The organism is Thermomonospora umbrina, from assembly GCF_003386555.1.
GTDB lineage: Bacteria > Actinomycetota > Actinomycetes > Streptosporangiales > Streptosporangiaceae > Thermomonospora > Thermomonospora umbrina.
On the sequence record NZ_QTTT01000001.1, the window covers coordinates 2,264,502 to 2,289,981 of the forward strand.

The window sequence follows — 25,480 nt, forward strand, 5'->3', positions numbered from 1 at the left end:
GTGAGTCTCTAGGCCACCCGGCGCACTGGGCCCGACGCCGCCCGCACCACCGGGCGCGGGAGCAGGCATCGACTCCACCGGACCCGGCCCACCCGACCCATGACTCTCCAGACCACTGGGCGCGCTCGGCCCGACGCCGCCCGCACCACCAGGCGCGGGAGCGGGAGCGGGCCCACCGGGCCCGCCGGCCAGGTGGCTCTCGATACCTCCGCCGGGTGCGCTCGGGCCGACGCCGCCCTGTCCCATGCCGCCGGGCGCGGGGGCGGGCATTGCCTCGTGGGGCGGAGCCTGACCGGATCCCGACGGCGCGGGGGGTGCGCCGCCGCCCTGAGCCTGGCCATGCGGGACGTTCACCGAATGGCCGGCCAACTGCGGTCCACCGACCTGATGTACCAAAGGCACCGCATCACCCGGCGAGACCGAAGCGGGCGGTGCCGGCGCGACCTCATGCTGTGGGCCTGGGCCCGTACCCGGGAATGCGGGCGGAACGCCCCCGCCTTCCAGGGTGTGGCCGTGCGGCACGTTCGCCGAGTCGCCCGCCAACTGCGTCCCGCCGCCTACGTGATGTACCAGGGGCACCGCATCGCCGGGCGGCATCGAAGCCGGCGGGGCCGGGGCCAGCATCGGCTCGGCGGCAGGTGCAGGACCGGCCGCCGGTGGCGGGGCGGGTGGGACGACGCCGCCGTCGTGGGTCTGAGTATGCGCTGAGTTGCTCGCCAGAACGGTGCCCGTGGGAGCATCACCCGTTCCCCCTACGGGAGGAGGTGCGGGGGCGGGCATCGGAGCCACGTCGCCGGGGCCCTGTCCGGGAGGTGGGGGCGCGGGCGGCATGCCGCCGGGGCCCTCGGGCGCAGGCCCCATGCCTCCGCCCGGCGGTGGCGGCGCGGCCGGAGGCTGGGACTCGAACGGCGCGACGGTGGTCGATCCGTCACGATTGAACTCGATCTGCACGCCGGTGTCCTCGGACTCGACGTCGACCTCGTTCCCGCCCACGAAGACCTGCGCGCCGAGCCCTTCGTCCTGCAGGGGAGGCTGCGGTACGAACTCGGGCGGCGCCGGAGGCGCCGGCGGCTGCACGGGACTCGCAGGCTGCGCGGGCGCGGGCGGAGCCGGCTGAACGTCCACCGGGTTGAGCAGCGCCGCGATCCTGTTGGGCTGGTCGGGCACGTCACTCCCCCTGTCTCGGCGGGTACGGAGGCTGCTGCGCGGGCGGCGGACCGTACGGGCCCTGGCCGTGGCCGTAGGGCGGCTGCCCCTGGGGCGCCTGGCCGTACGGCTGCTGACCGCCACCGAACGACGGCGGCATCCCGGGGCCCGGCCCACCCGAGTAGGAAGGTGGCGGGGGCGGGAGGTTCCGGTTCCGCTTCTTCCTACGGTCGTAGGCGATCGTGATCGGGGCACCGATCACACCGATACCGATCATCACGATCGCCGCGATCTTGATCAGCCCACCATTGCCAGAGCCGGTGTCCTCCTCCGCCGCAGACGGCCCCGAACCGGCCCCGGACCCGCCGGACGACGACTGCGCCAACACCCGGTCGAGCCGCTCGTACACGGGGTTGGGCGCATTCGCGGGCACCTTCTGCCGCAAGGCGCGACGAATGCTGATGCCCCCGAACCCGGTCATGTCGTCCTTGCCCTTGGGGCCCAGATCAACCGCCGTATTGGTGACGAGCTGCACGACATCCCGAGCGGACATGTTCGGGTACCTACTGCGGACCAAAGCAACTGCCCCGGAGGCCAGTGCCGTCGCGTGACTTGTCCCGTCACCTTGCGGCCAAACTCGACCGTCCCTGCTCAATGCGGGAATGCCGGAGCCCGGCGCTGCGACGGTCACATAGTCCTGTCGCTGACTGCTCTTCCACGGAACGCCGCGATTGTCGATCGCACCAACACCCACCACTCCAGGGCAAGATGCCGGGAAGTTGGGAACATTGTGCGTGTCGCCCGTATTACCCGCCCCAGCCAGAATTACCACGTCTTTCTGGGCGGCATACGCAATGGCACTCTGAACTGCCGGCGGGCATTCTCGTGGTCCAGCAGCGGAGGCCTGAGAAATGTTGATCACTTTCGCGCCTCGATCAACAGCGAAGCGGATCGCTGGAACGAGTGTCGCATCACCGAGATCCCGGTTGGTTATCGGCAAGATCTTGACCCCGGGCGCAATGCCGACAAAGCCCGTTCCCGTTCCTTGCGAGGCGATGAGGCTGGCCATTCCGGTGCCATGACCGAACGCCTCCTCGTCGATGTCCTTTCGGCCGTCCGTGCCCCCGCCGGTCACGTCCTTGCCAGGCAAGACGACATTTCGCAGATCCGGCAAGCTCGCGTTAACGCCACTGTCAATAAGGGCAACGGTGACACCGTCACCCTGGGTGAGGGGCCAGACCTGCCGCTCGATGGCCCAGGAGTCAAACCACCACTGTTGGTTAACGTTCGGAGAAGGCACCGCTCCAGCAGCTGCCGTGGGCACTCCGGCCAGGGCTATCGCGAGGGTCGCCGCAGCCACCCACATCAGGCGTCGCACCATTCACCTCTCTGAGTACACAGACGTGGGCGGATGGCTCTCCTGCCACCCGCCCACATCATCGGCCCAGGCCATGCGCAGCCGCAGAGCCGATCAGCCGATCACCGGCGGAGCGGTGTCACCGTCGGCGCCCCAGACGTCCTCGTCCTCGGTCAGCCAGGTGGTCCGCTCACGATCCTGCTCGCCGTCCTTGCCACCGCCGGCACCAGGCATCATAGGCATGCCGCCCAGGCCTCCGCGCCCTGCTGCACCCAGACCGCCGGGACCGAACCCGCCGATACCGCCAGGTCCGAGGCCACCGGCTCCCGCACCCCCCGGGGGGACACCGCCAATACCGCCGGGGCCGCCGCCGGGCAGGCCACCGCCACCACCGGGGAGACCGCCACCACCGCCACCCGGCAGGTTCGCCAGGTCGCCACCACCACCGCCGCCGCCACCCGGGAAGCCACCGCCGCCCGGACCGGGGTAATTCGGACCGTTGGGGCCGCCGGGATAGTTTGGACCACCAGGACCATTGGGGCCGCCGGGGTAGTTTGGATTGCCAGGACCATTGGGGTCGCCCGGACCAGGGTAGTTCGGACCACCGGGGCCGTTAGGGTTGGGGTAATTCGGGCCATTCGGGTCCGGGAACTTGGGGTTGCCGGGTCCACCGCCTGGACCGCCACCATTGGGCAGTCCCCCGGGACCGCCTCCGGGGGGCCTGCCGCCACCTGGTGGCGGCTGCTGGTTACCGATGTCCGATGCGGGCAGGTCCTTGCTCACCGAGTTCGGCATGACCATCTGTGCTTCGCCGGTGCGCTGGTAGAACTTGGCGAGCCGTTCCCGGGCGTACTCATGGTCACCACCGGTGGTGAACATTCCGTCGCTCATCGTCTCGCCGAGGTTCTTGTAGAACGTCAGGATCTCGGTGCTGTACCAGTTGTAGCTGTGCGCGACCTTGAAGCTCTTGTTGGAGAGTTCGGTCGCGGTCCAGTGCACCTTGCTGAGCTGGGCCAGAGCCTTCTTGGCCTCTTCCCCGCCCCAGTTGTCCCTCAGCACCTTGCCGTGGTTGATCAGTGCGTTCGCTGCCGCAGCGAGCTTCTCCGAGGCGTCCTTGAACGCGGCGGCGGCAGTCGCGACGGGTGCCGGCTGGAGGCTCTTGAAGCGGTTCTTGACCTCTTCAAAGGACTCACCGTTGGTCGTCCAGCACTGCGACGTGCCGTTGTGAATCGTGTACTCGACTCTCCCCATGAGACTGCCTTTCGCCTGCCTTCCTCAGGGAACCCGCTAAAGCCTCACGTTGCCGCCGCCGTTGGGCGTCGGAACGTTGTTGACCTGGTTATTGGTCGTCGTGTTGGCGTTCTCGTAGTTGTCCGCCGTGGTACGCAGACGCTGGATCACACCCGTGTACCCGGCGATGATGTCGTTCAGGTACTGGCCGAAACCCGAGTGCGCGTTGGCGGCAGCCTGGGCGAACTCCTTGCTGGAAGCCCAGTCCCCCACGTGCTGCGTGGTGATCAGACCTTCCTGGGAGATCTTGCTGACCAGCGGCTTCAGCGTGTTGAGGTCGGTCTCCAGAGCGTCGGCGAGGTCGCGCAGTTTCTGTGGCTTGACCTCGAAGCCGTCGCCGGCCTCCCACTTGAAGTCCCCGTGAGGTGCGGTCCCTCGCGGGTAGTGCGTGTCCTGCGGCCGGGTGGCTTCACCGTTGTACTGGAGGTAGTACCACTGCTGCCACTCCGGATCGAGGTTGTTGAACTCGTCCCGGGAGATCCCGTGCTTGTTCAGCTCCTCGGGATACGGGTAGTTACCCATCACACCCCTTCCCCGTACGGGCGTTGCTTCAGACGGGAGCGACGTCGTGCGGCCCGGGGGCTCAGGGAGCCGGGAGCCCGGTGCCGCACGACGTCACACCGTGGAGTCGGTCAGCCGGCCCACAGGCCCTGGTTGGCCCGCTCGGCCGCGCTGTAGTTGGAGTGCGCCTCGCCGATGACGGTTCCGAGCTGCGCGAGCACGTTGCCGATCTGGGCGGCGGCGGCGTCCCACTTGGCCTTCGCCTCCCAGTAGGCGGTGACGGCGTCACCCTCCCACTGCGAGAGCTGGGCCTCGAGGGTCTTCTCCAGGTCGTCGAGCTCGTCGACCAGGGCGCGGTAGGCCAGGGTGAAGTCGGCCTGGGCCTGCTGCATCCCGCCGAAATTGACTTTGGTGTAGTCGGTCACGTTCCTCGTCCTCCGAGTCCGAGATGTCCGAGATGTCCGCGATCAGGTGCCGGGAACGGCGATCAGGTGGTGCCGTTCAGCAGCGCGTTGATCTTGTTGACGGCGTCGTCCTGCTCCTGCTCGGTGCTCTCGTAGCGGATCTTGGTGTCGACGAGCTTGACGTGGATGCCCTCCAGCTCCTGGAGCACCACGCCCATCTGGCGGTTGAACTCGTTGAAGACACGGTCGAACGAGACCGAGGCGGTGCCGGCCCAGCTCGACATCAACTGGGCCTTGTGGCCGTCGAGCTTGGTCTGCAGGCCCTTGACGATGCCGGCGGAGTCATCGATCCGCTGGGCCGCCTGGGCCATGGCTGCCCTGTCTGCTGCTGACTGCGGGGCCACAGTTCACCTCCGTGGGAGCGTTGTTGTTTCTGGCGTGTCACAAGCACCCCGTACACGAGCCGCACTCGCCTCGCTGGACACACGACATCGGCACAACCCTTGTGACCCGAAAGCGCCAACAACTTTACGGGCATGAGTCGTGGCATGTCGAGATCAATGCATGAGTCGAGCCTCATGTGGACAACCGCGAACCAACCGGTCGCGGCGGGCGTCCAACTAGGGGCCACCGCCTGTGCTGCGGATCGACAGCGGTCGGGTGGCCTCGCGCGGGTCGAGGGCCGGACCCGAAGGAATGAGGTGAATGACACTGGACGGCACCGGGGTCGCTTTCGACGCGTCGAACCCAAGTTTGGCCGCGATTTCAGGAGATGGCAACGCGAAGCGGATCCCTTGGTCACTCACGATCGACAGCGAGGAGACCGCGCCGGACCCGGAGGCGAGGCCGACCAGGGCCGCCCCGCCCGGGGGCAGGACCACCTGGTCGACGGCGGAGCCGCCGCCCGCGCCGGTGCCGAGCGCGCTGCTGGAGGGGGCCGGCAGACTGCCGCCGATGGTCAGACGAGCGGCGGTCACCGAGCCGCCAGCATAAACGACGCACAGCGGGGCCATGGTGTCCCACCTGGCGAAACGCGGCAGGGTGGGCGGCAATGCGTCGCTGAAGAGCCGGATGGCCGACTGCACGGAACTCGCCGTCGGAACGTCCACCGGAAGGAATCGGGCCTGCGCGCCCGGATAGGCCTGAGTGGTCGCGGGATTGCTGAGCAGCAATTGCGCCTGCGTCTCGGAGATCGCCGATAGGCCGTCCTTCAAGAGCACGTACCACAGGGCGGAACGTCCTCCGCCGGGGTCGGCGCGGAAGATCTGCCCGACCCGCCCCTGTCCGCCCGGCGCCCGGGTGGTCTGCTCGCCCCGGCCGGAGACCGGGGGGTCGACGAAGTCGCCGGTGGCCGGGATGGCGTTGAGCCAGGTGCCGGCGACCTCGACGGCCTGGGTGCCGCCGGTGATGCTGGTGGCCTGCGCGTCGGACAGGCCGAGGCGCATCCGGTTGCCCTTCCAGATCACCCAGGACTGGCCGCCGGACTTCACCGCCAGCGCCTCACCGTCGCCGAGGGCGCGACCGCCGACCTCGCGACCGGCGGCGAGCGCGGTGTACATCTGGCTGACGCCGGTGGCGGCCTCCGCGCGGCGTACGCACACCGACCAGGGGCCCTTGATGAGCTGCTTGGAGTCCGGCAGCGAGTCGGGCGCCCCGGCGATGCCGATCATCGGGCCGCGCTCGAACCTGCGCAGCGACTTGCGGGACACCGAGCGGCGCTCGACCTTGCCGGAGGAGTTGAGCGCCAGCATCGCCGAGGCGTAGTTGGCGACGGGCAGCATCTTCTTGGAGTTCGCGTCGTAGATGTACTTGGTGCCGGTCTCCTTCTCGATGATCAGGATCCCGCCCTTGTCGAGGCCCTTGGCGCCGCCCGGCGACAGCAGGCCCCAGATGCCGAAGACGCCGGCGATGATCAGGGCGGCCATCGCCCCGGAGAACGCCCCGATGGTCAGCCGCTTCATCGGCGACTCGGCGGTGTCCGGCTCGGCCTGCAGCAGCGCCAGTCCGACCCGCTGCATCATCAGCCGGTGGGCCTGGTAGAGATCTCGGCGGCTCTGCATCAGCCGGTCACCCCGCCAACCCGCGCACGCTGGTGTAGACGTCGAGCACGCCCAGCGCGAGCGGGATCAGGGTGATGACCACGAGCAGGTCGATGATGTCGCCGGCCCGTCCCCAGAACGGGGTGGGCCGGTGGTCGGGCAGCCACAGCACCACCGCGATGACGATGCCGGTGATGAGGACCAGCGGCACCAGCGCCATCGCGAGCGCGGCGACCTGGCCGCCGGTCAGCGCGGTGTGCACCTCCAGCAGCCCGAGGCCGATCAGGCCGGCGGTGAGCAGCCAGGCCCGTTGGGCGATGCCGCCGAAGACCCGGGCGCGCAGCAGCAGCGACACCGACATCATCGCGGTGAGCGTCGGGGCGATCCAGCCGTCCTCGGTGGACAGGAACAGCAGCGCGCCGATGGAGACCAGCGAGATGCAGGCGACCAGCCCGGTGGCGAACCGGTTGGCGGCGGCGGTGCGGGTCAGCACGGTGCGACCGTCGACCACCTCCGTGTCGTTGCGCAGCTCGTCGGCGTTGGCGGGCACGGGCGGCAGCGGCAGCCTCGCCAGCTTGAACGACAGCGACGGCACCAGCGCGGCGAACGCCATCAGCACGACCGCGATGGTCGAGGCGATCCCGGCGGGCGGCCGGCCGTCGACGAAGAACGCGATGCCGGCCCCGAGCAGTCCGAACAGCCCGGCGAAGAACACCCCGAGGAACGGCGGCAGCCCGTCCGCCACCGCGAACGCCGCGATCAGGGCGGCCAGGGTCGTGACGCCGCAGGCGGCGAGCAGATGCGGCGCACCCGCCTCCAACAACGCCATGTCGGAGTCGGCGGGCCCGAGCAGCCCCGCGAGGAACGCGTGCGGCAGCGCGACGTACCCGAGCATGGTGCCGGCGCCGGAGTCGCCGAACGCGCGCGACAGCATGGCGGCGCCGATCAGCGCGATCAGCGCGACCGCGCCGGCGGCGATGGCGGGGGCGATCCAGGGCGGGCCGGACAGGGCGATGACCGCCGCGCCGACGAGCAGCGCCGCCGCCGCGCCGTTCAGCCAGAACCCCCGGGTGGTGGCGGGCCGCCAGCGGTCGGGGCGTTCGCGGATGCCGCTGGCGATGACGTCGGCGACATCGTCGAACGACAGCTCGGGGAGCTGGGCCAGCCGGGGCCGGAAGTAGAGGATCTCACCGTCCTTCACCCCGAGCTGCCCCAGGTTCTGGGCGAGGTCGAACGGGGCCTCGTCGAGGCGCTGCAGCACCCAGCCGGAGTGGGCGAGCCCGGCGTCGGCCAGGTCGGCCCCGGCGGCGCGGAGCAGGGTCGGGAGCATGTGGGCGAGCGGGACGTCCGACGGGAGCGACAGGTCGATCCTGCGTCGCGGCGCGACGATCGTCACCCTGCACAGTTCGAGGCCAGCGGGGGCGTTCACGAGGTCCGTCCTCCTAGACGACAACACCGCGCAGCTTAGGATGATGGCTCCGATCCCGTGAAATCAATCTGCGATTCCGGTTTGGTCAGGCGATGTCCTGTTCCGCCCCGGGAGGAGCACATGAGCACCCAACTCATCCGACGTCAGGAGCGCCGGCCGCCTCCGCCCGCCCCCCGTGGGGAGTTGTTGCTGGAGTCCCCGCCGGAGATCCCGGAGACGCAGAGCGGCGGGTTCCAGGCCGTTCTGATGTATCTGCCGATGGCCGTGATGCCGGTCATGATGGGCCTGATGTTCCTGGGCGGCGGCACCCGGAACCCGCTGATGATGATCAGCAGCGGCGGGATGGCGCTGGCCATGGGCGCGATGATGGTCGGCCAGATGGGGCGGGGCTCCGGGGAGCGCAAGTTCAAGCTGAACGGCGCCCGCCGCGACTACTTCCGCTATCTCGGCCAGGCGCGGCGGAGGGTGCGCCGGGCCGCCGATCAGCAGCGCGAGTCGCTGGAGTGGAACAGCCCGCATCCGGAGTCGCTGTGGTCGCTGGTGATGAGCGCGCGGATCTGGGAGCGCCGCCCGCACGACGGCGACTTCGGCAACGTGCGGATCGGCGCCGGCCCGCAGAAGCTCGCGGTGGAGCTGGTGCCGCCGGAGACCAAGCCGATCGAGGATCTGGAGCCCATGACGGCCGGGGCGCTGCGCCGGTTCATCCGGGCGCACTCGACGGTGCCGAACCTGCCGGTGGCGGTGTCGCTGCCGTCGTTCGCGCGGATCATCCCGAGGGGCGAGCCGGAGCCGGTGCGGGCCATGGTGCGGGCGATGATCGCGCAGATGGCGGCCTTCCACTCACCGGACGACCTGCGGGTCTCGGTGTGCGCCTCGGCGGAGGCGATGCCGCACTGGGACTGGGTGAAGTGGCTGCCGCACGCCATGCACCCGACCGAGACGGACGCGGCGGGACCGGTCCGGCTGATGTCGACCACGCTCACCGGGATCGAGGTGGTCCTCGGCGGCGAGCTGAAGGACCGGGCGCGGTTCTCCCCGGGGCTCGGCGGCAACGACCTGCCGTACCACATCGTGATCGTCGACGGCGGGGCGGTGACGGCCGACTCGCAGATCGGCGCGGACGGCATCAAGAACGTGTGCGTGATCGACCTCACCGGTTCGGTGGCCCCCACCGCGGACAACACCATGCTGCGGCTGCGGGTGGCCGAGACGCGGATGGCGATGCTGCGGCGCGACCGCACCGGCAAGGACGTGGCGACCGGACTCGGTCGTCCCGACCAGCTCGGCATCATCCAGGCCGAGGGCCTGGCCCGGCAGCTCGCGCCGCTGCGCGCCAGCGCGGCCGTGGGCGGCGCGGAGCACGACGTGCTGTCGTCGGCGACCACGCTGACGTCGCTGCTGGGCGTGGACGAGCCCGACCGGCTGGACGTGTCGGAGGTGTGGCGGCCGAGGGCGCCGCGCAACCGGCTGCGGGTGCCGATCGGCGTGGACGGCGAGGGCCGTCCGGTCGACCTGGACATCAAGGAGGCGGCGCAGGGCGGCTTCGGCCCGCACGGCCTGTGCATCGGCGCGACCGGTTCCGGCAAGTCGGAGCTGCTGCGGACGCTCGTGCTGGGTCTGGCGATGACCCACTCGTCCGAGGTGCTGAACTTCGTGCTCGTCGACTTCAAGGGCGGCGCGACGTTCCTGGGGATGGACGGGCTGCAGCACGTGTCGGCCATCATCACCAACCTGGAGGACGAGCTCCCCCTCGTCGACCGCATGTACGACGCGCTGCACGGCGAGATGGTGCGGCGGCAGGAGTGGCTGCGGCAGGCGGGCAACTACGCCTCGCTGCGCGATTACGAGAAGGCCCGGGAGCAGGGCGCTCCGCTGCAGCCGATGCCGACGCTGTTCGTGGTGCTGGACGAGTTCTCCGAGCTGTTGTCGGCCAAGCCGGACTTCATCGAGCTGTTCGTGATGATCGGGCGGCTGGGGCGTTCGCTGGGCGTTCACCTGTTGCTGGCGTCGCAGCGGCTGGAGGAGGGCAAGCTGCGGGGCCTGGACACGCACCTGTCGTACCGGATCGGTCTGCGGACGTTCTCGGCGATGGAGTCGCGGGTGGTCCTCGGCGTCCCGGACGCGTACGAGCTGCCGCAGGCGCCGGGCAACGGCTACCTGAAGGTCGGCACCGAGACGATGACCCGCTTCCGGGCGGCGTACGTGTCGGGCGCGCACAAGCCCCAGCAGACGCGGGTGGAGGCCGGCGGGCCCCGGCGGATCCCGCAGATCGTGCAGTTCGGCCCCGCGTACGTGCAGCCGCAGATCGAGCGCGCGCCGGAGGAGCCGGAGCAGGAGCAGGAGAGCAGCGGGCCGGAGGAGAGCCTGTTCGACCTGGTCGTGCGGCGGCTGGCCGACCAGGGCCCGCCCGCGCACCCGATCTGGCTGCCGCCGCTGGACGACCCCACCAGCCTCGACCAGATGCTGCCCCGGCTCGCGGAGACCCCCGAGCACGGCTTCACCACGGCGGGCTGGGACGGGCGCGGCAAGCTGTTCGCGGCGGCGGGGATCGTGGACCGCCCGTTCGACCAGCGCCGGGACCCGATGTGGCTGGACCTGTCGGGCGCGGCCGGTCACCTGGCGGTGGCGGGCGCGCCACAGAGCGGCAAGTCGACGGTGCTGCGGACGCTGATCACGTCGCTGGCGCTGATGCACACCCCGCAGGAGGTCCAGTTCTACTGCCTGGACTTCGGCGGCGGCACGATGGCGACCCTGAACGACCTGCCGCACGTCGGCGGGGTGGCGTCCCGGCTCGACCCCGACCGGGTCCGTCGTACGGTCGCCGAGGTCACCAACCTGCTGGAGGAGCGGGAGCGGTTCTTCACCGAGCGGGGCATCGACTCCATCGCCACGTACCGGCGGATGCGGGCCTCCGGGGAGATCTCCGGCGACGGCTTCGGCGACGTGTTCCTGGTGGTGGACAACTGGCTCACCGTCCGGCAGGAGTTCGAGCAGGTCGAGACGGCGATCACCGACGTGGCGGCGCGCGGCCTCGGCTACGGCATCCACGTCATGGCGGCGACCAACAAGTGGTCGGAGTTCCGCACCACCATCCGCGACCTGTTCGCGACGCGGCTGGAGCTGCGGCTCGGTGACGCGTACGAGTCGGAGATGGACCGCAAGCTGGCCGCGAACGTCCCCGAGGGGCGTCCGGGGCGCGGCCTCACCCGCGAGGGTCTGCACTTCATGTCGGCGCTCCCGCGCATCGACGGGCAGGTGCACGCCGAGGACCTCGTGGCGGGGGTCCGGCAGTTGGTCGAGACCGTGAAGAACGCGTGGGGCGACAGGCCCGGCGCGCCCAAGGTGCGGATGCTGCCGGAGCTGCTGCCCGCGGCGCAGTTGCCGCAGGTCGCCGACACGGGCCGGCGGGTGCCGATCGGCATCGACGAGGAGCAGCTCGCGCCGGTGCTGCTGGACTTCGACAACGACCCGCACTTCATCGTCATCGGCGACAACGAGTGCGGCAAGTCCAACCTGCTGCGTCTGATCGTGGAGTCGGTCAAGGCCCGGTACTCGCTCACCGAGGCCCGGCTGATGATCCTGGACTACCGGCGGTCGCTGCTGGACTCCGCCGAGAGCGAGCACGTCATCGGGTACGCGGCGTCCTCGACGGCCGCCGCCTCGCTGATGTCCGACACGAGGGAGGCCCTGGCCAACCGGCTGCCCCCGTCGGACCTGACACCGGAGCAACTGCGCAACCGCTCCTGGTGGAACGGCCCCGAGCTGTTCCTGGTGGTGGACGACTACGAGTTGGTCGCCACCCCGTCGGGCAACCCGATGGCGGCGCTGGCCGAGCTGATCCCCCAGGCCCGCGACATCGGCATGCACCTCATCGTCTCGCGGGCGATGGGCGGTGCGGGCCGCGCCCTGTTCGACCCCGTTCTGCAGCGCCTCAAGGACATGGCGACGCCCGCGCTCATCATGTCCGGCACCAAGGACGAGGGCGCGCTGTTCGGCGACGTCCGCCCCCAGCCGCTCCCCCAGGGCCGGGGCACCCACGTCGACCGCCGTACGGGCAAGCGCCTGACGCAGACCGCCGCCCTGACGCCGGAGGAGTGAAGGACGTGCCGGGCGCCCTCGGGTGCCCGGCACGTTCGCGTTCGTCGGTCAGGCGCCGCCGGGGCCCGGGTCGGCGGGGCGGGCGGCCCGGGCGGGGCGCCAGCCTCGACGGCGGCCCAGGGGGATGACCGCGCCGGCGAAGCCGAGGGTGACGATGAGGCCGACGGCGCCGCCGGCGATGCCCAGGCCGAGGTTGCGGGTGCGCCGGTCGGCCGGGGGCACCCCGGCGATCGGGATCGGCTCGGGGCGGTGCTCCTGCTGGCGCATGTCCTCGCTGTCGGTGAGGGCGGTGACCGCCTGCAGGGGGCTGATCATGCCGCTGCCGCTGCCGGTGCCGCTGGCACCCTCGGCGGTGGTCACGATGCGGTTGATGACCTGCCGGTAGTTGAGGTTGGGCCGGTACGCGCGGACGAGGGCGGCGACCCCGGCGGCGTACGGGGCGCCGAAACTGGTGCCCTCGAGCCCGGCGGTGTAGCCCCGGCCGAGGGTGGAGACCACGTTGTTGCCGGGGGCGGCGACGTCCACGCGGGACTTGATGTTGGAGAAGTCGGAGATCGCGCCGGTCTCGTCGGCCGAGCCCACCGACAGGACGCCCTTGTAGCTGGCCGGGTACGCCGGAACGTCGATGTTGCGGGTCCGGTCGGGGACGTTGCCGGCCGCCGCCACGATCAGCGCGTCCTTGGACTGGGCGAACATCACGGCGGCGCGCAGCGCGGGGGTGTCGGGCGCGGCGGCGGACACGTTGATCACCTGGGCGCCCTGCTGGGCGGCCCACCGGATGGCCTTGGGCAGGTGGGTGTTGTCGCTGGTGCTGGCCCCGGTGGTGAACTTGGCCGAGATCAGCGTGGCCTCGGGGGCGACGCCGACGAACGGCACGTTGCGCTCGCGGTGGTCGGCGGCGGCGATGATGCCCGCGACCTCGGTGCCGTGCCCGAAGCAGTCCCTGGTCACCGTGTCGGTGGTGTCGTAGAAGTCGCGGACCCGGCCCTCGAACTGCGGGTGGCCGGCGGTGATCCCGCTGTCCACGACGGCGACGGTGACACCCCTGCCCTTGGTGAGCTTCCACGCCTGCTCGAAGTCGAGCCGTCGCTGCGGCCACGGCTCCTGGGTGATCTGCGAGGCGCGGAAGCCCTGGGGGGTGTTGCACTCGACCTGCGCGCGGGGCTCCTTGGGCCGGCGATCGCCCGGGTCCGCCGTGGGGCGGTCCGTGGGCCGGGTCGTGGGCCGACCTGAGGGGCGGGGGCTCTTCGACGGCGACGGGGCCAGTTGTGGCCGCGACCCGGTCTCCGGCGCCGCGAGCGCCGGAGGGACCGCCACGGCGACCGTGACACCCAGGCACACCCCGGCTGCGATCCCCGTTGCCCGCATGCCCACCTCCCTGGCGGCGTACCGCCGGACCGTCGGTTCCTGAAGCCGGACTCTAGCCGAAATGCACGCGTACGGTCCGCGCGGGACGGGGCCGCGGAGCCCGCCGACTGCGTGGTTCTCCCGGCGGCGAGATCTCGGTAATCTCGTGCGCGCCTCGACACCAGACGTCACCCGATCACGGCCGTCGCCGTGGGAGGTCCCTGTGAACTCCGGCCATCACGGTCCCGTGCGGCACCAGCAGTGGGAGCCGTTGCCGCCGCCGCCCGGTCCGGTCGGATCGGGACGGCGGTCGTGGCCGATCCCGGTCGTCGCCGTGATCGCCGCCCTGGTCGCGGTCGGTGCCGTGTTCGGGGTCACGCGTCTCACCGGCGGGAACGGTGAGGGCGGGCGGGTGGCGTCCCCGAGCCCCACCGCTCCGGCCGCCGCGCCGACCCTCGCCGGGCGGACCTCCCCGCAGGGCTCGATCACGAGGGTCGTCACCCCCTGCACGCTGGTGCCGATGCCCGTCCGGAGGTCTCTCGTCCCCGTTCCGATCCGGCCGCGCAGGATGCCGATGTCGGGCCGGCCGGGCGAGGACGGCCGCTCCACCGGCTGTGAGTGGCGGACCCGGCGGCCCGAGGCGTCGCGTCAGCGCGCCTTGAGCGCCGAGGTGGCCCTGTACTCCCGAACGGATGCGCGGGCCCTCAAGGCCGCCCGTCGGACCGCTCAGGGTCGCGCCGGCACCTCCGGCACCGGAACGAGCGGGGAGACGCTGAGCTGGGGAGCCGTCCAGCCTCTCCGAGGCGTCGGCGAGGAGGCGTTCGCCCAGTACACCGACACCCGGACGGCCACCGCTCGGGCCGGCACGGCGACGGTGTGGGCGCTCTACCGCAACACCCTGATCGAGGTGACGTTCGGCGGCTCGGACGGCGGCACGACCCCGGTGGACGAGACCACGGCACGCGGCGGAGCGACCACCGCCGTCCGGGCGGTGATCGACGTGCTCGCCCGGTGCCGTTCCTGCGCGGGCTGACCGCGCATGCGCGAAGGCCCCGCCGCCGGTGTGGGCCGGGGGCGGGGCCTTCGGTGGGCCTGAGGGCCCGAGGTCAGATGGCGACCTCGAGGGCGGCGACCTCGCCGACCTTGGCGGTGACGGCCGAGTCGATGCTGACGCCGCCGGCGGCCAGCACGCGCACGGTCCAGTCGCCGTCGGCGGCGAAGAAGCGGAACACGCCCTCCTCGCCGGTCACGACCTCGGCGGTGAACTCGCCCGAGCCGTCCAGCAGTCGCGCGTAGGCGCTGGACACGGGGGCGCCGTCACGGGTGACGGTGCCCTGGATCACGGCCTCGTTGGCCAGGTCGACGGTGGCGGGAAGGCTAGCCGTCTGAGCGGGAGCCGCGCAGCCCTGAGTCATGGTGGAACTCCAATCTCCGCGTAGCGGGGTTTACTTGGCCTCGCCGAGCTCGATCGGGACGCCGACCAGCGAGCCGTACTCGGTCCAGGAGCCGTCGTAGTTCTTCACGTCCGACAGGCCCAGCAGCTCGCGCAGGGCGAACCAGGTGTGCGAGGAGCGCTCGCCGATGCGGCAGTAGGCGATGGTCGGCTTGGACAGGTCCACCCCGGCCTCGGCGTACAGGGCGCGCAGCTCGTCGTCGGACTTGAAGGTGCCGTCGTCGTTCGCGGCCTTGGACCACGGGATGCTGCGGGCGGTCGGCACGTGGCCGGCGCGCTGCGCCTGCTCCTGCGGGAGGTGGGCGGGAGCGAGCAGCTTGCCGGAGAACTCGTCGGGCGAGCGGACGTCGATCAGGTTGTCCTTGCCGATCGCGTCGACGACCTCGTCGCGGAACGCGCGGATGGCGAGGTCCTGCTCCTTGGCCCGGTACGAGGTGGCCGGACGGCTGGGAACGTCGGTGACCAGCTCGCGGGAGTCCAGCTCCCACTTCTTGCGGCCGCCGTCGAGGAGCTGCACCTTCTCGTGGCCGTACAGCTTGAAGTACCAGTACGCGTAGGCCGCGAACCAGTTGTTGTTGCCGCCGTAGAGGATCACCAGGTCGTCGTTGGCGATGCCCTTGGAGGACAGCAACTGCTCGAAGCCGGTCCGGTCGACGAAGTCGCGCCGCACGGGGTCCTGCAGCTCGGACTTCCAGTCGATCTTGACGGCGCCACGGATGTGACCCTTGTCGTAGGCCGAGACGTCCTCGTCGACCTCGACGAGAACGAGACCCGGGTCATCGAGGTGGCTTTCCACCCATGCGGCGTCCACCAGGACATCGGTGCGGCTCATACGGGGACCTCCCTGTCGGAGCGGTTGATTGGAATCACGCGACGGATCAGCAGGAACATCTCGCAGCCGAGGCAGAACCCGAACGTCGCGTTCAGGAACGCCGCCCCCAGCGCGAAGGCGGTGGCACCGATGCCGAGCCAGTCGGCCCCCAAGGCGTACCCGGTCACCCCCGCCACGGCGAAGGCCAGCCCGACACCCTGGGCGAACCGGGGCGGCGCGGCGGCCTCCAACTCTCCGGGCGGCCCGATCCGCGGCCTGATCAGGGCCTGGAAGAGGATCCCGTACGGGGAGTACCGAAGGCCCACGAGGGCTCCGACGGCGAACACCACGGCCTGGGCTGCGAGCAACACCCCGCTGCCCGTCACCAGCACGGCCACCAGGACGAGGGCGGTGATACCGGCGGCCACACGCTGTCCACGCGGATCGACCTGCATCGTGGTGCTCCAGGTGCTGAGACTTAGGCGAGCTGAGAGGAGACTCGAAGGGCTCTAGGGGGCTCGATGCCTCAGACCATGCGACAGAGCGAGGCGGACACGCGGCAGAAGTCCACCGCGCGTCGCTTCGTGAGCATCTGCTCTGTCCAGTAACGCACGGACTTGATGGTAGGCGCTGTCTCGCACGATGTCACATCTGTCTCGCGTAGCGAGACGACGACGTCCATCCCGACCCTGGTCAGGGGACCGCGTCAGTCGATCGCCGCGCCGAGGGCGGCGATCACGTCGGCCTTGCGGGGAGCCCCGGAGGCGCGCCGCACCACGCGTCCCGCGGTGTCGAGCACGAGGACGGTGGGGGTGCGGACGACGTTGAGCCGCCGCACGAGGTCCAGGCGGGCCTCGGCGTCGATCTCGACGTGCGCGACCCCCTCCACCATCCCGGCGACGTCCTCCAGCACGCGGCGGGTGGTCCGGCACGGAGCGCAGAACGCGGTGGAGAACTGCACCAGCGTGGCCCGCTCCCCCAGTCCCACGCCCAGCTCCTCGGGACCGAGGCGTTCCGGCACGGCGTCCTCCACTTCCCGTACCGCGCGCAGCCTGCCGTCCCGGTGTCGGCGAACGAGGCCGAACACCGTGGCCGCGAGCAGCACCCCGGCTGCGACGAGCGCACCCTCCATGGTCGGTGACGATAACCGCCTCCGGGCACGGGATGTTCCGCGCGTCCCTCAGGTCGGCACCGGACCGGGATCACGCCGGGATGTCGAGCAGCGTCCGACCGTCCGCCGAGACGATCCGGAACGACGTCACCCGATCGCGCGGCAGCATCGAGGAGCCGTAGAACGCGTTGTACCCGTGGCCGGCCACCCGCCAGCTCCCCATCTGGTCGGGCCTGCCGTCGCGGTCGACCGCCTCCAGACGGCATCGGCTGCCGACGGGGACGCCCGTCAGGTGCACCTCCGCGCCGGTCCCCGACGGCCTCCTCTTCACGAGCAGCCACGCCGACACGCCCGTTCGCCCGTCGTACGCGGTCAGCCGTTCACCCGTGGGCGACGCGGACGGGCGGGCCACCGGGGATCCGTCGTCGCCGAGCCGGTCACCCACCAGGCCGCCGAAGAGGCCACCCACCACCAGCAGCACCGCAGCGGCGGCGACGAACGAAAGCCGGCGGCCGCCGAACCGGCCGCGGCGGCGTTCGGCCGCCGCCCGCGCGAGCAGGGGCTCCAACAGATCGTCGGGGGGGCCCGCCGACTCGGCGATCTCGGCCTCGCCGACCCGGCCCAAGAGGGCGGGCAGCCCGGCCATCCCGGCCAGCTCGTCCCGGCAGGAGGGGCATCCGGCCAGGTGCGCGTCCACCTGCGACCGTTCGACCGGGTCGATCGCGCCGAGCACGTAGACCCCCAGCGAGATCCGCACGTCCTCGCATTCCCTGCTCATGGCGCCAACCCCCGCTCCTCCAGGGCGAGCTTCAGCGCACGCAGCGCGTAGTAGGTCCGCGACTTCACGGTCCCCGGCGGAATGCCCAGGATCTTGGCGGCCTCGGCGACCGACCGCCCCCGGTAATAGGTCTCGAGGATCACCGCGCGGTGCGACGGGCTCAGATCGGCCAACGCCTCGGCCACCGACCACGACTCCAGCGCCCGGTCGATGTCGTCGCCCTCGGTCGGGATCGCCGCCTGCTCGCTCAGGCCGATCTCCGGGGGCCGGGACCGCCGGGCCCGGTGCGCGTCCACCACGAGGTTGCGGGCCACGGTGAACAGCCAGGGGCGCACCGGCCGCCCGGTGAGCGCCTCGGGATGCCGCCAGGCCCGCAGCAGCGTCTCCTGGACGACGTCCTCGGCCTGCTGCCGGTCGCCGCCGGTGAGCCGCAGGACGTAGCCGAGCAGCGGGCCGCCGTGCTCGGCGTACAGCGAGCGCAGCAGCCGTTCGTCCGCGGTGGGTCCCACACCGGTGACACGTACGTCGTCGGCGCCCGGTTCACCGCCGGGGCCCTCAGTTCGTCCGGAGATCGTTCAGCCGCAGGTTCCGGGCGGACGCGGAGACCCGGAGCCCGCCCTCGGTGACCTGGACGTCGCCGATCCGGGAGCCGACCGGCAGGTCCCGTACGGGCACCGTCCAGGCGAGCCGCTCCCGCAGCACGTTCACGGGGAGTTGCACCGCGCCGTTGCCGATCGAGCGCGGGGTGATCCGGATGCCCTCGGCCGTCGCCCGCACGGAGACCACGGCGGTGCCGCTCAGCGGGACGCCGGCGAGGGAGCCGGACAGGTCCACCCGGAGGTCGGGGCCCTGCGGCGCGATCCGGGTGATCTCCTTGGGCGCGTAGCGCCGGATCAGGTCGTAGGGCACGACCGCGGACGCGGTGGCGGTCCGCACCGTGACGTTCCGGGAGTCGCCGCCCGTCACCTCGCCGAGCGGGGCGCGCACCCCGTGCATCTCGACCCGGACGTCCCGCACGGTGACGTCCGCCTGGGCGTACTCGCCGATCCGCAGGTCGATCCGGTCGTACTCGCCGCCGATCGCCTGGGTGAGGAACGGGAAGCCGTGGATCGTCACGTCGGGGTCCTCGCGCAGGTCGTACTGCGCGGCGACCTCCCGGCCGATCCTGTCCTCGACGATCCGCACGCCGATCCGGTCGGCCGCGATGAGGCCGCCGACCAGCAGGATCGCGACCACGATCAGGACCTTGCGCATGTTCCTCCTCGATCCGTGCCCGTTTTCCCATGAGAGCGTGTCCGTTTCCCCATGAGAGTCCGGGAACACGGCCCGGAGTTCGGTCCGGGAGGCGTACGGTGTGAGATCAACCACCCGCGAAGGGCGGCAGGACCTCGATCACGGCGCCCTTCCCGAGCTTCACGGCGTCGTGCGGACGGGCGCCGACGGGGTCCCCGTCGACCAAGAACGAACTGCGGGCCACGACCCGGGCGAACTCCGCATCCCTTGCCCGCAGGGCGCCGGCCAGTGCCTCGGCGAGCGTGTCCGCCTCGTACGGCTCCGTCTCGACCCCGGCCGCGGCGCGCGCCGCGGCCCAATATCTGATCATCCCCTGGGACATGCCTTCCAGGATCTCATTCCCGCAACGTCCGAAACCGGATGGACACCCGCCATTGTCCTGACGGACGGCTCGGATATCCTCAGGTCGAGGGATCCGGGCGATGAGGCCCCCGGGTCCTTGACGTCTTTTATGGGCGGGAGGCGGCACTTTGAGCAGCTTGCTCTTGCTCACCAACGCACTGGAGCCCTCCGACGAGGTCCTCCCGGCGTTGGGATTGCTCTTGCACTCGGTGCGCGTCGCCCCGGCGGAGGCGTCGGCGCTCATCGACGCCCCACCGGCCGACGTGATCCTCGTCGACGCCCGCCGTGACCTGGTCCAGGCCAAGAGCCTGTGCCGGCTGCTGCGGACCACCGGGCTCGACTGCCCTCTGCTGGGCATCGTGACCGAGGGCGGGCTCGCCGCGCTCAGCCCCGAGTGGGGGCTGGACGACGTCCTGCTCCAGGGGTCGGGGCCGGCCGAGGTCGAGGCGCGCCTGCGGCTGGCGATCGGACGCGTGGCGGCCGGCGAGGCCGACGACGTGCCGGGCGAGATCCGCAGCGGTGACCTGACCATCGACGAGGCGACCTACACGGCGCGGCTCCGGGGCCGGGTCCTGGACCTGACCTTCAAGGAGTTCGAGCTGCTGAAGTACCTCGCGCAGCATCCGGGCCGGGTGTTCACCCGCGCCCAACTGCTGCAGGAGGTGTGGGGCTACGACTACTTCGGCGGCACCCGGACCGTGGACGTCCACGTGCGACGACTGCGGGCCAAGCTCGGCGCCGAGTACGAGTCCCTGATCGGCACGGTCCGCAACGTCGGCTACCGCTTCGTCCCGGACCACCGCCCGGGCGAGGCCGAGATCAGCGAGCCCGTGCGCTCGTAGTTGGAACGTTGGAACGGTCTGCCACCGTTCCGGCGGGCCCGCGCGTGGAACGCTCCGTTCGCGCGCCGGCTAGGGTGACGCCATGGGCGATCATGTGGGCGGCCTGACGGAGCCGCAGGTGGACGAGGTGCTGGCGCTGGTCGACGCGGCGACCCGGCAGGACGGTGTGGCCCCGCTGTCGGAGCAGTCGCTGCTGTTGCTGCGTTCCGGCCGCGCCCGGTCGCTGGTGCGGCGGGCGGACGGCGTGATCGTCGCGTACGCGCATCTCGAGCCCGCCACCGAGGAGGAGAGCGCCGCCGGGGAACTCGTCGTGCATCCCGACCACCGCCGGCGCGGCCACGGCCGCGCCCTGCTGCGGGAGCTCCTCCGGGAGGCCGCCGGGCCGCTGCGGGTCTGGGCGCACGGGGACCCGCCCGCCGCCGCCGCGCTGGCCGCCTCCGAGGGCTTCGACCGCGTCCGCGTCCTGTTCCAGATGCGGCGTCCCTTCGAAGGCATGCCGCCGCTTCCCGAGCCCGTCATGCCCGGGGGCGTGTCGATCCGCGCGTTCGAGCCCGGGCGCGACGAGGCGGCCTGGCTGGAGGTCAACCGGCGCGCCTTCGCCGACCACCCCGAGCAGGGGTCGTGGACTTTGGACGACGTCCTCGCCCGCGAGGCGGAGCCGTGGTTCGACCCGGCGGGGCTTTTTCTCGCCGAACGGGACGGCCGGGTGATCGGCTTCCACTGGACCAAGGTCCATCCCGACCCGATCGGCGAGGTCTACGTGGTCGGCGTCGATCCCGACGCCCAAGGGCTCGGGCTCGGCCGCACCCTGACGTTGGTCGGCCTCCACCATCTCCGCGACCGGGGGCTGCCGGCCGTGCTCCTCTACGTGGACGAGTCCAACCGGGCCGCCGTGCGGCTGTACGAGGGCCTCGGGTTCACCCCTTATCTCGTGGACGTCATGTACGGCCATACGCCGGGGCAATAGGGACCTGCCTGGGCAGAGCCCCCGCAGTGACCAGCGGTGTTAACCGGGCGTCAATCTCTCATCGAGACAAACTTGGTCGATCCGCCCGGCCTGGTTCATCTCGCGTTCACCTGGGTCGGGGTGGCTGGTCACCTGCTTTGCTTAGCGTCACCTGCGACGGTGACCCCGACCCCTCGACCGATCACGGGGATGCACCGGATAACGACTATGAGGAGAATCCCCGGTGAAGAACGGCTCTCGGCTTGCCGCCCTCAGTGGCGTGGTGGTCGCCGGCGCACTCGCCCTGTCGGCTTGCGGCTCCGACGACAACACCAACCCCACTGACGCATCCAAGGCCCCGAAGGCCGGCCTCGACTGCGCCACCGGCACGGTGAACGCCGCCGGATCGAGCGCGCAGAAGAACGCCATCGAGGAGTGGACCAAGTTCTACTCGTCCGCCTGCAGCGGCGCCAACCTGAACTACAACCCCGCCGGTTCGGGTGCGGGCATCCAGGCGTTCACGCAGGGCCAGGTCGCCTTCGCCGGCTCCGACTCCGCGCTGGACCCGGAGGAGGCCGGTCCGGCCAAGACGCGGTGCCAGGGCAACCCGGCGCTGAACCTGCCGATGGTCGTCGGCCCGGTCGCGGTGGTCTACAACGTGGACGGTCTGACCGACCTCCAGCTCTCGCCCAAGACGTTGGCGAGCATCTTCGCGGGCCAGATCAAGAAGTGGAACGATCCGGCCATCGCCAAGGAGAACTCGGGCGCCACGCTGCCCGCCACCGACATCAAGCCGGTGTACCGCGCCGACGAGTCCGGCACCACCGAGAACTTCACCAAGTTCCTCCAGGCCACCGCCCCCGACGTGTGGAAGTGGGAGCCGGAGAAGAAGTGGCCCGCCAAGGGCGGCCAGGGCGCCACCAAGTCCGACGGCGTCACCACCGTGGTCAAGCAGACCACGGGCTCCATCTCCTACGTCGAGATGTCGTACGCCGAGAACAACAAGCTGTCCACCGCCAAGATCCAGAACGGTGGCGGCGAGTACGTGGCCCTCTCGGCCGACAGCGCCTCCAAGGCCCTCGACGGCGCCAAGATCGTCGGCACCGGCGGCGACCTCGCGATGGAGCTGGACTACAAGACCAAGGCGCCCGGGGCCTACCCGATCGTCCTGGTGACCTACGAGATCGCCTGCCAGAAGGGGCTGCCGGCCGACCAGGCCAAGTTCGTCAAGTCCTTCCTGACCTACACCTCCAGCGCGGAGGGCCAGAACGCGCTGAAGGGCATCGGTTACGCGCCGCTCCCGGCCAGTGTCCTGACCAAGGTCCAGGCCTCCGTGGGAACCCTCTCCTGATCTCCCGCAGGCGCCCTGGCAGCCCCGTCACCGACCGCCCGTCGGTGGCGGGGCTCGTCCGGGTTCCGGTACACCCCCTCGAATAAGGAGTCTTCGTGACCAGCGACCTGGGCGTCGACAAGCAGGCCCGCGTCGGCGGCGCATCCGGTGGCACCCGACGGTCGATGAGCACCGGACGGTTCGGTGACAGGCTGTTCGTGCTCGGCACCCGCGGATCGGGGATCCTGCTGCTCGTCATCATCGTGTCGATCGGCGCGTTCCTGATCTGGAAGGCGATCGACGCGCTGCAGGCGAACGAGGCCAACTTCCTCACCTCGCAGGTGTGGAACCCCAACGGCCGCCCGCCGGAGTTCGGCATCGCGCAGTTGGCCTTCGGCACCGTGATGTCGTCGTTCCTGGCGCTGATCATGGCGACCCCGGTCGCGATCGGCATCGCCCTGTTCACCACGTTCTACGCCCCCCGCAGGCTGGCGGCCGGGCTGTCGTACGTGGTGGACCTGCTGGCCGCCGTGCCCAGCATCGTGTACGGGCTGTGGGGCCTGACGTTCCTGGTCACGAAGATGGACGACGTCTCGCAGTTCCTCAACGACTACTTCGGCTGGATCCCGCTGTTCGGCGGCGACAGCGTCGGCGGCCGGTCCATCTTCACCGCCTCCGTGGTGCTGGCGATCATGATCCTGCCGATCATCTCGTCCATCTCGCGCGAGGTGTTCGCCCAGGTGCCGACGGCCAACGTCGAGGCGGCGCTGGCGCTGGGCGCGACCCGCTGGGAGACCATCCGGATCGCGGTCCTGCCGTTCGGCCGCTCCGGCATGATCAGCGCCGCGATGCTCGGGCTGGGCCGGGCGATGGGCGAGACGATCGCGGTGGCCATGGTGCTGTCCTCGGCGGCCGGGATCTCCCTGCACGTGCTGCGGGACGGCGGCGGCACCATCGCCGGCAACATCGCCAACAGCTACGCGGAGGTCACCCCGATCAGCCAGGGCGCGCTGATCGCCTCCGGTCTGGTGCTGTTCGCCATCACCCTCGTCGTCAACATGGGCGCCCGCGCCATCGTGGCCCGCCGCAAGGAGTTCGTGTGACCGCCATCGGATCCGCCAAGAAGCCCTCGGCGAGCACCCTCGGCTCGGTCTCGCCCCGCCGCAAGCTCACCGACCGGGCCGTGCAGGGCCTGGTCTACCTGTCCTTCGTGCTGGCGATGATCCCGCTGGTGTCGGTGCTGTGGCTGGTCATCACCAAGGGCATGGCCCGCTTCGACGGCGACTTCTTCAGCAAGTCCATGAACGGGGTGGCCGGACGGGACGAGGGCGGCGGGGCGTACCACGCCATCCTGGGCACCCTCGAGCAGGTCGCGATCACCACGGCGATCGCCGTGCCGATCGCCGTGCTCACCGCCATCTACCTGGTCGAGTACGGGCGGGGGAAGCGGCTGGCGAAGGCCATCAGCTTCTGCGTGGACGTCATGACCGGCATCCCGTCCATCGTGGCGGGCCTGTTCATCCTGGCGCTGTGGCTGCTGACCTTCGGGTTCAGCTACTCCGGTTTCGCGGGCTCGCTGGCGCTGGCGATCCTGATGATGCCGACCGTCGTCCGGGCCACCGAGGAGATGCTCAAGCTGGTCCCGAACGACCTGCGCGAGGCGTCCTTCGCGCTCGGCGTGCCGCGCTGGCGGACCATCTGCTTCGTGGTCCTGCCCACCGCGCTCACCGGGATCATCACCGGCGTGATGCTGGCGGTCGCCCGGGTCATGGGCGAGACGGCCCCACTGCTGCTGACGATCTTCGTCACCAAGTCGATCAACGAGAACCCGTTCGAGGGGCCGCAGGGGGCGCTGCCGACGTTCATCTGGGATCAGGCCGCCGACCCCAACTCGACCGCCATCGACCGGGCCTGGACCGGGGCGCTCACGCTGATCCTGCTGATCATGCTGCTCAACCTGGCCGCGCGGCTCATCGCGTGGCTCCGCCGGCCGGCCCGCCGGTGACCCGGTCTCGACCCAGCACCATCCGATAGGAGAGAACCTTCACATGGCCAAGCGCATCGAGGTCTCCGGACTGCACGCGTACTACGGTGCCGTCCACGCCATCGAGGACATCTCGATGACGGTGGAGCCCCGTTCCGTGACCGCGTTCATCGGGCCCTCCGGCTGCGGCAAGTCCACGTTCCTGCGCACCCTCAACCGGATGCACGAGGTGATCCCGGGGGCCCGTGTCCAGGGCAAGGTGATGCTGGACGACGAGGACCTGTACGGGGACGACGTCGACCCGGTCGCCGTGCGACGGGTGGTCGGCATGGTGTTCCAGCGCCCCAACCCGTTCCCCACCATGTCGATCTACGACAACGTGGCCGCCGGGCTCAAGCTCAACGGCGTGCGCCGCAAGGGCCGGCTCGACGAGATCGTCGAGCGCTCGCTGCGCGGCGCCAACCTGTGGAACGAGGTCAAGGACCGGCTCGCCCGGCCCGGCGCCGGGCTGTCCGGCGGGCAGCAGCAGCGGCTGTGCATCGCCCGGGCCATCGCGGTCGAGCCCCAGGTCCTGCTGATGGACGAGCCCTGCTCGGCCCTGGACCCGATCTCCACGCTGGCCATCGAGGACCTGATCGCGGAGTTGAAGAGCCAGTACACGATCGTGATCGTGACCCACAACATGCAGCAGGCCGCCCGGGTCAGCGACCGCACCGCGTTCTTCAACATCGCCGGCACCGGCAAGCCGGGCAAGCTGATCGAGATCGACGACACCAGCAAGATCTTCACCAACCCCGGCGAGAAGGCCACCGAGGACTACATCACCGGCCGCTTCGGCTGAGGCCCCACGGACCACGTGCCGGGCACCCTCGGGGGGTGCCCGGCACGTGTTCATGGCCTCGCTGCGCTCGGCGGCGAGCGGGGGCCGAGGGCCCCTCCACCAGCCGGCGCAGCCGCGAGCGCGCGCGCGTGGTCTGGA

Annotated in this window: 25 protein-coding genes; 8 read left to right on the forward strand and 17 right to left on the reverse strand. The window is 70.9% G+C overall.

Going from position 1 to position 25,480, the window contains the following annotated elements; all coding sequences use genetic code 11:
• Positions 1-1,168: 1,168 nt before the first annotated feature.
• The 7 genes from DFJ69_RS09895 to eccD all read right to left on the reverse strand — a co-directional run bounded on the left by DFJ69_RS09895 (position 1,169) and on the right by eccD (position 8,166).
• A complete protein-coding gene (locus DFJ69_RS09895; protein WP_116022204.1) occupies positions 1,169-2,527 on the reverse strand; it encodes a S8 family serine peptidase in 1,359 nt (452 codons plus the stop codon).
• Positions 2,528-2,617: 90 nt separating this feature from the next.
• Entirely contained in the window at positions 2,618-3,754 is a 1,137-nt protein-coding gene (locus DFJ69_RS34215; protein WP_170177599.1) for a hypothetical protein, read from the reverse strand.
• 36 nt (positions 3,755-3,790) lie between these two features.
• A complete protein-coding gene (locus tag DFJ69_RS09915) occupies positions 3,791-4,315 on the reverse strand; it encodes a hypothetical protein (protein WP_116022206.1) in 525 nt (174 codons plus the stop codon).
• Between the two features lie 110 nt (positions 4,316-4,425).
• Entirely contained in the window at positions 4,426-4,719 is a 294-nt protein-coding gene (locus tag DFJ69_RS09920; protein ID WP_116022207.1) for a WXG100 family type VII secretion target, read from the reverse strand.
• 62 nt (positions 4,720-4,781) lie between these two features.
• Positions 4,782-5,102: a WXG100 family type VII secretion target gene (locus DFJ69_RS09925; RefSeq protein WP_281275829.1), complete on the reverse strand. Its 321-nt coding sequence runs from the start codon at positions 5,100-5,102 to the stop codon at positions 4,782-4,784.
• Positions 5,103-5,318: 216 nt separating this feature from the next.
• A complete protein-coding gene (eccB, locus tag DFJ69_RS09930) occupies positions 5,319-6,758 on the reverse strand; it encodes a type VII secretion protein EccB (protein ID WP_116022209.1) in 1,440 nt (479 codons plus the stop codon).
• A gap of 7 nt (positions 6,759-6,765) precedes the next feature.
• Entirely contained in the window at positions 6,766-8,166 is a 1,401-nt protein-coding gene (gene eccD / locus DFJ69_RS09935; RefSeq protein WP_116022210.1) for a type VII secretion integral membrane protein EccD, read from the reverse strand.
• Between the two features lie 120 nt (positions 8,167-8,286).
• Between eccD and eccCa the strand changes: the two genes are divergently transcribed.
• The gene (gene eccCa / locus DFJ69_RS09940) at positions 8,287-12,264 is read left to right on the forward strand and encodes a type VII secretion protein EccCa (RefSeq protein WP_116022211.1); all 3,978 of its coding nucleotides are present in this window, start codon (positions 8,287-8,289) and stop codon (positions 12,262-12,264) included.
• A gap of 48 nt (positions 12,265-12,312) precedes the next feature.
• On the opposite strand, the gene DFJ69_RS09945 is transcribed toward eccCa, so the two are convergent.
• Positions 12,313-13,632, reverse strand: a complete 1,320-nt coding sequence (locus tag DFJ69_RS09945) for a S8 family serine peptidase (protein WP_116022212.1) — start codon at positions 13,630-13,632, stop codon at positions 12,313-12,315.
• 202 nt (positions 13,633-13,834) lie between these two features.
• On the opposite strand from DFJ69_RS09945, the gene DFJ69_RS09950 reads away from it, so the two are divergent.
• Entirely contained in the window at positions 13,835-14,644 is an 810-nt protein-coding gene (locus DFJ69_RS09950; RefSeq protein ID WP_116022213.1) for a hypothetical protein, read from the forward strand.
• Positions 14,645-14,717: 73 nt separating this feature from the next.
• Here the strand turns inward: DFJ69_RS09950 and DFJ69_RS09955 are convergent, their stop codons facing one another.
• The 9 genes from DFJ69_RS09955 to DFJ69_RS09990 form a co-directional block, all read right to left on the reverse strand.
• Positions 14,718-15,026, reverse strand: a complete 309-nt coding sequence (locus tag DFJ69_RS09955) for a DUF1416 domain-containing protein (RefSeq protein WP_116022214.1) — start codon at positions 15,024-15,026, stop codon at positions 14,718-14,720.
• A 30-nt stretch (positions 15,027-15,056) separates the two neighbouring features.
• Positions 15,057-15,896, reverse strand: a complete 840-nt coding sequence (locus tag DFJ69_RS09960) for a sulfurtransferase (RefSeq protein WP_116022215.1) — start codon at positions 15,894-15,896, stop codon at positions 15,057-15,059.
• A complete protein-coding gene (locus DFJ69_RS09965) occupies positions 15,893-16,330 on the reverse strand; it encodes a DUF4395 domain-containing protein (RefSeq protein WP_116022216.1) in 438 nt (145 codons plus the stop codon). The genes DFJ69_RS09960 and DFJ69_RS09965 overlap by 4 nt, the downstream gene beginning before the upstream one ends.
• A gap of 71 nt (positions 16,331-16,401) precedes the next feature.
• Positions 16,402-16,557, reverse strand: coding sequence for a putative leader peptide (locus DFJ69_RS36445; protein WP_425453319.1), 156 nt, complete (start codon positions 16,555-16,557; stop codon positions 16,402-16,404).
• A 24-nt stretch (positions 16,558-16,581) separates the two neighbouring features.
• Positions 16,582-17,007 (reverse strand): thioredoxin family protein, encoded by a 426-nt coding sequence (locus tag DFJ69_RS09970; RefSeq protein ID WP_116022217.1) that lies wholly within the window; start codon positions 17,005-17,007, stop codon positions 16,582-16,584.
• Positions 17,008-17,077: 70 nt separating this feature from the next.
• The gene (locus tag DFJ69_RS35450) at positions 17,078-17,764 is read right to left on the reverse strand and encodes an anti-sigma factor family protein (protein ID WP_116022218.1); all 687 of its coding nucleotides are present in this window, start codon (positions 17,762-17,764) and stop codon (positions 17,078-17,080) included.
• Positions 17,761-18,273 (reverse strand): sigma-70 family RNA polymerase sigma factor, encoded by a 513-nt coding sequence (locus DFJ69_RS09980; RefSeq protein WP_116022219.1) that lies wholly within the window; start codon positions 18,271-18,273, stop codon positions 17,761-17,763. The genes DFJ69_RS35450 and DFJ69_RS09980 overlap by 4 nt, the downstream gene beginning before the upstream one ends.
• Positions 18,274-18,319: 46 nt before the next feature.
• A complete protein-coding gene (locus DFJ69_RS09985; RefSeq protein WP_116022220.1) occupies positions 18,320-19,018 on the reverse strand; it encodes an LmeA family phospholipid-binding protein in 699 nt (232 codons plus the stop codon).
• A gap of 106 nt (positions 19,019-19,124) precedes the next feature.
• A complete protein-coding gene (locus DFJ69_RS09990; protein ID WP_116022221.1) occupies positions 19,125-19,379 on the reverse strand; it encodes a MoaD/ThiS family protein in 255 nt (84 codons plus the stop codon).
• Positions 19,380-19,527: 148 nt separating this feature from the next.
• On the opposite strand from DFJ69_RS09990, the gene DFJ69_RS09995 reads away from it, so the two are divergent.
• The 6 genes from DFJ69_RS09995 (at position 19,528) to pstB (ending at position 25,342) form a co-directional block, all read left to right on the forward strand.
• A complete protein-coding gene (locus tag DFJ69_RS09995; RefSeq protein ID WP_116022222.1) occupies positions 19,528-20,241 on the forward strand; it encodes a winged helix-turn-helix transcriptional regulator in 714 nt (237 codons plus the stop codon).
• Between the two features lie 82 nt (positions 20,242-20,323).
• A complete protein-coding gene (gene mshD, locus DFJ69_RS10000) occupies positions 20,324-21,208 on the forward strand; it encodes a mycothiol synthase (RefSeq protein ID WP_116022223.1) in 885 nt (294 codons plus the stop codon).
• A gap of 223 nt (positions 21,209-21,431) precedes the next feature.
• Positions 21,432-22,538, forward strand: a complete 1,107-nt coding sequence (pstS, locus tag DFJ69_RS10005) for a phosphate ABC transporter substrate-binding protein PstS (protein ID WP_116022224.1) — start codon at positions 21,432-21,434, stop codon at positions 22,536-22,538.
• Positions 22,539-22,702: 164 nt separating this feature from the next.
• Complete coding sequence (gene pstC, locus DFJ69_RS10010) at positions 22,703-23,620, forward strand: phosphate ABC transporter permease subunit PstC (protein WP_116026527.1); 918 nt, start codon at positions 22,703-22,705, stop codon at positions 23,618-23,620.
• On the forward strand, positions 23,617-24,522 hold the full coding sequence (pstA, locus tag DFJ69_RS10015; RefSeq protein WP_342769850.1) for a phosphate ABC transporter permease PstA: 906 nt from the start codon (positions 23,617-23,619) through the stop codon (positions 24,520-24,522). The genes pstC and pstA overlap by 4 nt, the downstream gene beginning before the upstream one ends.
• 43 nt (positions 24,523-24,565) lie before the next feature.
• Positions 24,566-25,342, forward strand: a complete 777-nt coding sequence (pstB, locus tag DFJ69_RS10020) for a phosphate ABC transporter ATP-binding protein PstB (RefSeq protein ID WP_116022225.1) — start codon at positions 24,566-24,568, stop codon at positions 25,340-25,342.
• Positions 25,343-25,480: the final 138 nt, after the last annotated feature.

Coding starts and splice junctions, on each gene's coding strand:
- DFJ69_RS09895 (WP_116022204.1), bottom strand. CDS start 2,527: ATGGTGCGACGCCTGATGTGGGTGGCTGCGGCGACCCTCGCGATAGCC.
- DFJ69_RS34215 (WP_170177599.1), bottom strand. CDS start 3,754: ATGGGGAGAGTCGAGTACACGATTCACAACGGCACGTCGCAGTGCTGG.
- DFJ69_RS09915 (WP_116022206.1), bottom strand. CDS start 4,315: ATGGGTAACTACCCGTATCCCGAGGAGCTGAACAAGCACGGGATCTCC.
- eccB (WP_116022209.1), bottom strand. CDS start 6,758: ATGCAGAGCCGCCGAGATCTCTACCAGGCCCACCGGCTGATGATGCAG.
- eccCa (WP_116022211.1), top strand. CDS start 8,287: ATGAGCACCCAACTCATCCGACGTCAGGAGCGCCGGCCGCCTCCGCCC.
- DFJ69_RS09945 (WP_116022212.1), bottom strand. CDS start 13,632: ATGCGGGCAACGGGGATCGCAGCCGGGGTGTGCCTGGGTGTCACGGTC.
- DFJ69_RS09955 (WP_116022214.1), bottom strand. CDS start 15,026: ATGACTCAGGGCTGCGCGGCTCCCGCTCAGACGGCTAGCCTTCCCGCC.
- DFJ69_RS09960 (WP_116022215.1), bottom strand. CDS start 15,896: ATGAGCCGCACCGATGTCCTGGTGGACGCCGCATGGGTGGAAAGCCAC.
- DFJ69_RS09965 (WP_116022216.1), bottom strand. CDS start 16,330: ATGCAGGTCGATCCGCGTGGACAGCGTGTGGCCGCCGGTATCACCGCC.
- DFJ69_RS36445 (WP_425453319.1), bottom strand. CDS start 16,557: ATGGACGTCGTCGTCTCGCTACGCGAGACAGATGTGACATCGTGCGAG.
- DFJ69_RS09970 (WP_116022217.1), bottom strand. CDS start 17,007: ATGGAGGGTGCGCTCGTCGCAGCCGGGGTGCTGCTCGCGGCCACGGTG.
- DFJ69_RS35450 (WP_116022218.1), bottom strand. CDS start 17,764: ATGAGCAGGGAATGCGAGGACGTGCGGATCTCGCTGGGGGTCTACGTG.
- DFJ69_RS09985 (WP_116022220.1), bottom strand. CDS start 19,018: ATGCGCAAGGTCCTGATCGTGGTCGCGATCCTGCTGGTCGGCGGCCTC.
- DFJ69_RS09990 (WP_116022221.1), bottom strand. CDS start 19,379: ATGTCCCAGGGGATGATCAGATATTGGGCCGCGGCGCGCGCCGCGGCC.
- mshD (WP_116022223.1), top strand. CDS start 20,324: ATGGGCGATCATGTGGGCGGCCTGACGGAGCCGCAGGTGGACGAGGTG.
- pstC (WP_116026527.1), top strand. CDS start 22,703: ATGAGCACCGGACGGTTCGGTGACAGGCTGTTCGTGCTCGGCACCCGC.
- pstB (WP_116022225.1), top strand. CDS start 24,566: ATGGCCAAGCGCATCGAGGTCTCCGGACTGCACGCGTACTACGGTGCC.